The sequence below is a fragment of the Mesorhizobium sp. M7A.F.Ca.ET.027.03.2.1 genome, from assembly GCF_003999175.1.
Classification (GTDB): Bacteria; Pseudomonadota; Alphaproteobacteria; order Rhizobiales; family Rhizobiaceae; genus Mesorhizobium.
Map to the genome: position 1 here is coordinate 1 of NZ_RZOM01000437.1, position 4749 is coordinate 4749.

At 63.0% G+C, this 4749-nt stretch carries 4 protein-coding genes; 3 read left to right on the top strand and 1 reads right to left on the bottom strand.

The genetic code is table 11. The annotated features are described in order from the left end of the window. On the top strand, window positions 1-866 hold an 866-nt coding region (locus tag EN750_RS19075), incomplete at its 5' end, for an MFS transporter (protein ID WP_127397331.1). 11 nt (window positions 867-877) lie between these two features. On the opposite strand, the gene EN750_RS19080 is transcribed toward EN750_RS19075, so the two are convergent. Further along, window positions 878-1582, bottom strand: a complete 705-nt coding sequence (locus EN750_RS19080) for a nitroreductase (protein ID WP_164873834.1) — start codon at window positions 1580-1582, stop codon at window positions 878-880. A 204-nt stretch (window positions 1583-1786) separates the two neighbouring features. Here EN750_RS19080 and EN750_RS19085 point away from each other — a divergent pair, with 204 nt between their 5' ends. Both EN750_RS19085 and EN750_RS19090 read left to right on the top strand, forming a co-directional pair. Further along, window positions 1787-2350: an XRE family transcriptional regulator gene (locus EN750_RS19085; protein ID WP_127397333.1), complete on the top strand. Its 564-nt coding sequence runs from the start codon at window positions 1787-1789 to the stop codon at window positions 2348-2350. 20 nt (window positions 2351-2370) lie between these two features. Next, window positions 2371-4749, top strand: a 2379-nt coding sequence (locus EN750_RS19090) for an FAD-dependent oxidoreductase (protein ID WP_145967769.1), incomplete at its 3' end; no start/stop codon positions are given.

Below are 4749 nucleotides of genomic sequence, written 5' to 3' on the forward strand. Positions count from 1 at the left end.
GCACCATGCCGCTGCCGACCAGCAGGAAGCCCGTGCGCACGCCGTTCGATTTTCCGGGCTTCCTGCTGGTCGGCAGCGGCATGGTGCTGCTCGTCTTCGGCATGGATTCGCTTGCTGCCAAGGATGCCGCGGGCGGCATCATCGCCGCAGAACTGGCGCTGGCGCTGGTCATCCTGACCATCGCCTCGTTCTACTGCCTGCGCGTGCGCAATCCGCTGCTCGATCTCAAGCTGTTGCGCATCCGTACCTTCCGCATTTCGTTCCTCACCGGCGGCGGGCTGGACACGATCGGCCTCAGTTCGGTGGTGTTCCTGCTGCCCTTGATGTTCCAGCTCGGCTTCGGCATGAGCGCGGTGCAGGCGGGATCGCTGACCTTCGTCGCCGCGGTCGGCTCCGTGGCCATGCGCTTCTTCATGCCGCGTGTCCTCAACCGTTTCGGCTTTCGCCGCGTGCTGGTCTACAACACCCCGATCGTCGCCGTGATGGTCGCCGGCTTCGCCTTGATGCAGGCGACGACGCCGGTGTGGATCGTGCTGACCTACATCTTCGTCTTCGGCGTCTTCCGCTCCGCGCAATGGGCCTCGACCGGCAATCTCGCCTATTCCGACATCGCGCCCGAGCAGCTCGCCCGCTTCAGCGCGCTCTATTACATATTGTGGCAGCTGGCGGTGGCGATCAGCGTCGGCCTGGCTGCGGCGGCATTGTCATTTCTGGCCGGCGGCGGTGCGGCCGTCGCCGACGATTTCCGCATCCTGTTCGTCATCGAGGGCATCATCACGCTCTGCGCGCTGCTTGCCTACCTCAAGCTGACGCCACAGGACGGTGCCCATGTCAGTGGCCACGGCGCACAGATGAACACCGAATGAGGCTGGCTGGCTTATTCGCTGAACGTGACCCACTCTTCAAGCGGCACGCGGTCGGTGCGGAAGGCGTTCTCAGGTTTTGACGTATCTTCGTAACCAACCGCCATGCCGCAGACGACGATCTCTTCGTCCGGAATGTCGAGCACCGGCCTGATCTGCCGGTGATAGGGCGCGAAGGCCGCCTGCGGACAGGTGTGCAGACCCCTGCCTCTTGCTGCGACCATGATGTTCTGCAGGAACATGCCGTAGTCGATCCATGAGCCCTGGTTGAGGCGGCGGTCGATGGTGAAGATCATGCCGACCGGGGCGTCGAAGAAGACGAAGTTGCGGTCGTGCTGGGCGCGCATCTTGTCGACCTCGCGACGACCGATCCCGAGCGCGCCATAGAGGCCGAAACCGTTGGCGCGGCGGCGGGTCAGATACGGCTCGAAGAACTGCGTGGGATAATACCGGTACTCGTCCCAATCAGCTTTTTCAGCGCGAATGCCGGAATTGAGAATGGCGTCTGATATCCGCTGCTTGCTCTCGCCCTTGGTGACATAGACCTTCCATGGCTGCATGTTGGTGCCGGATGGGGCACGCGCCGCAACCGACAGAATGGCGCGGATGGTTTCGTCGTCGACCATGTCGGGCAGGAATGCGCGCACCGAACGGCGCGACAGGATCGCCTCGTCGACAATCTCGGCATCGCCCGGAATTCGGGGGTTATTTTCCAGCATGGGCCGTCCCTTACCCTTTGTCTCGATCGGACGTCCCCACTCGCCGCTCTCGGCGGAGCCTTTGCATGAACCGTCAAAATCGCGCAAGCAAATCTTGTGCATCCGTGAAAATCTACTTGATTTTTTCATGAGCTTGACTTCTCATGAAATTTGGCCAGATTTTTTCATAAAGTGAGTGCTTTGCCTTCGACTACCGCTAGAACATTGCAGGTACCTGACGAACGCGTGCTGGCCGGCGATATCAGGGCCCTGCGCAAGGCGCGCGCGCTGACACTCGCCGAGATCGGCTCGAAGCTTGGCCGTTCGGTCGGCTGGGTCAGCCAGGTCGAGCGCGGTCTGTCGACGCCATCGCTCGGTGACCTCCGAGCCTTCGCCGAACTGTTCGGCGTGCCGATCAGCCTGTTCTTCAGCCATGACGTACCTGTCGAAAGCGAGCGCGGCGTGGTCGTGCGCGGTGGCAGGCGCCGCACGCTTGGCACAAGCGAATCCGGCCTGGTGGAGGAGCTTCTGTCGCCCGATCTCGGCGGTAGCTTCGAGATGGTGCGTTCGGTCTTCGCGCCGGGCGCGGAACTGAAGGCCGAGGCGCAGCGGCCGACCGAGGAAGCTGGATACGTCGCCTCCGGGCTGTTCGACATCGAGATCGGAGGTGTCTGGCATCGGCTTGGCGAAGGCGACTCCTTTCGCTTTGAAGGCAAGCCTTACCGCTGGCGCAATCCGGGCGCGGAGCCTGCAATTGTCATCTGGGTGGTTTCACCACCCGTCTATTGAGTTCAAGTTTGGAGAAGAACATGGCGGGTTTGCCGAGCACGGCGCGCGTGGTGATCATCGGAGGCGGTGCCGTCGGCACTTCCGCGCTCTACCATCTCGCCAAGGCGGGCTGGACCGACTGCGTGCTCTTGGAAAAGAACGAGCTGACTTCGGGCTCGACCTGGCATGCCGCCGGCAACGTGCCGACTTTCTCCTCGTCCTGGTCGCTGATGAACATGCAGCGCTATTCGACCGAGCTTTATCGCGGGCTGGCCGACGCAGTCGACTATCCCATGAACTATCACGTCACCGGCTCGCTGCGCCTTGCCCACACGAAAGAGCGCATGCAGGAATTTCAGCGCGCCAAGGGCATGGGCCGCTACCAGGGTATGGACATCGACATTGTCGGCGTCGACGAGATCCAGCGCCGCTATCCCTTCATCGAGACGCATGATTTGAAAGGCGCGCTCTACGACCCGAGCGACGGCGACATCGATCCGGCGCAGCTCACCCAGGCGCTGGCCAAGGGCGCGCGCGACATGGGCGCGAAGATCATCCGCTTCTGCCCGGTCACAGGCGTGCGCCGCGAGAACGACGAGTGGGTGGTCGAGACGGCGCAAGGTGAGATCCGCTGCGAGATCGTCGTCAATGCCGCCGGCTACCGCGCCGCCGAAGTCGGCCGGATGTTCGGCCGCGACGTGCCGATGATGGTGATGAGCCATCAGTACATATTGTTCGAGGAGATTCCCGAACTGGCGGCATGGTCGAAGGAACAGGGCAAGAAACTGCCGCTGCTGCGCGACGTCGACACCTCCTACTATCTGCGCCAGGAGAAGAACGGCATGAATCTCGGCCCCTATGAGCGCAATTGCCGCGCGCATTGGGCCAGCCACAACGACCCGATGCCGGAGGATTTTTCCTTTCAATTGTTCCCCGACGACCTCGACCGGCTGGAACATTATCTGGCCGATGCCGTCGCCCGCGTGCCGATCCTTGGCACCGCCGGCCTGTCCAAGGTCATCAACGGGCCGATCCCCTACACGCCGGACGGCAATCCGCTGATCGGCCCGATGCCCGGCGTTCCCAATGCCTTCGAGGCCTGCGTCTTCACCTTCGGCATTGCCCAGGGTGGCGGCGCCGGCAAGGTGCTGGCCGAATGGGTGACAGAGGGCCAGACCGAATGGGATATGTGGTCGTGCGACCCGCGCCGCTTCACCTCCTTTGCCTCGGCGCCGGACTATTGCGTCGCCAAGGGCATGGAGATCTACGGCAACGAGTATGCCATCCAGTTCCCGCGCCATGCCTGGCCGGAAGGGCGCGACCGCAAGCTGTCGCCGATCCATGATCGCATCAAGGCGCTCGGCGGCCGCTTCGACGCCTACAATGGCTGGGAGCGGGCCACCTGGTACGCACAAGACGGCGATGAAATTTCCGAGGAAGCCACGCTGACCTTCCGCCGCGACGGACCGTGGCATCATCGTGTGCGCGAGGAGTGCCTGGCCGTGCGCGATGCCGCCGGCATTTTGGACCTGCCGGGCTTCTCGCGCTTCAACCTCGACGGTCCGGGTGCCGCCGAATGGCTGAGCCTGCAGGTCACCGGGCTGGTGCCGAAGCCAGGCCGCATCGGTCTCGTCTATTTCGCCGACGACAAAGGCCGCATCGTCACCGAAATGTCCGTGGTGCGTCACGACGAGAACCTGATGACGCTGATCACCGCGGCGGTCGCGCAGTGGCATGATTTCGAATGGCTGAAGTCGCGCATGCCCAAGGATGCGCCGTTCAGGCTGATCGACCGGACCGAGGAATTCTCGACCCAGATCCTGGCCGGCCCGAACTCGCGAAAAATCCTCACTGATGTCTGCGAAGCCGACCTCACTCTGCCATGGCTGACGCATCAGGAAACCAAGATCGCCGGCCGCTGGGCGAAGCTTGTGCGCGTCTCCTTCGCCGGCGAACTCGGCTGGGAAATCCACACCAGGGTGGACGACACCGCCGCCATCTTCGACGCCGTCTGCGCGGCAGGCCAGCAGCATGGGCTGAAGCCATTCGGCATGTATGCGTTGGATTCGCTCAGGCTTGAAAAAGGCTACCGCACCTGGAAGGGCGACCTGTCGACCGACTATTCGATCCTGCAGGGCGGGCTGGAGCGCTTCGTCAAATGGGACAAGCCCGATTTCCGTGGCAAGGCTGCACTCCAGAACGAAAAGCAGCAAGGCGTGAAGAAGCGCTTCGTCACGCTGGTTATAGAGAACCCGGGCGACTGCGACGCCCCTTCGGTGTCGACGCTGTGGCATGACGGCAAGATCGTCGGCGAGACGACGTCCGGCGGTTGGGGCCACCGGGTCGACAAGTCGATCGCGCTCGGCATGCTGCGCGCCGATCTGGCCGAGCCAGGCACATCAGTCGAGGTCGAAATCTTC

Coding starts and splice junctions, on each gene's coding strand:
- EN750_RS19080 (WP_164873834.1), bottom strand. CDS start 1,582: ATGCTGGAAAATAACCCCCGAATTCCGGGCGATGCCGAGATTGTCGAC.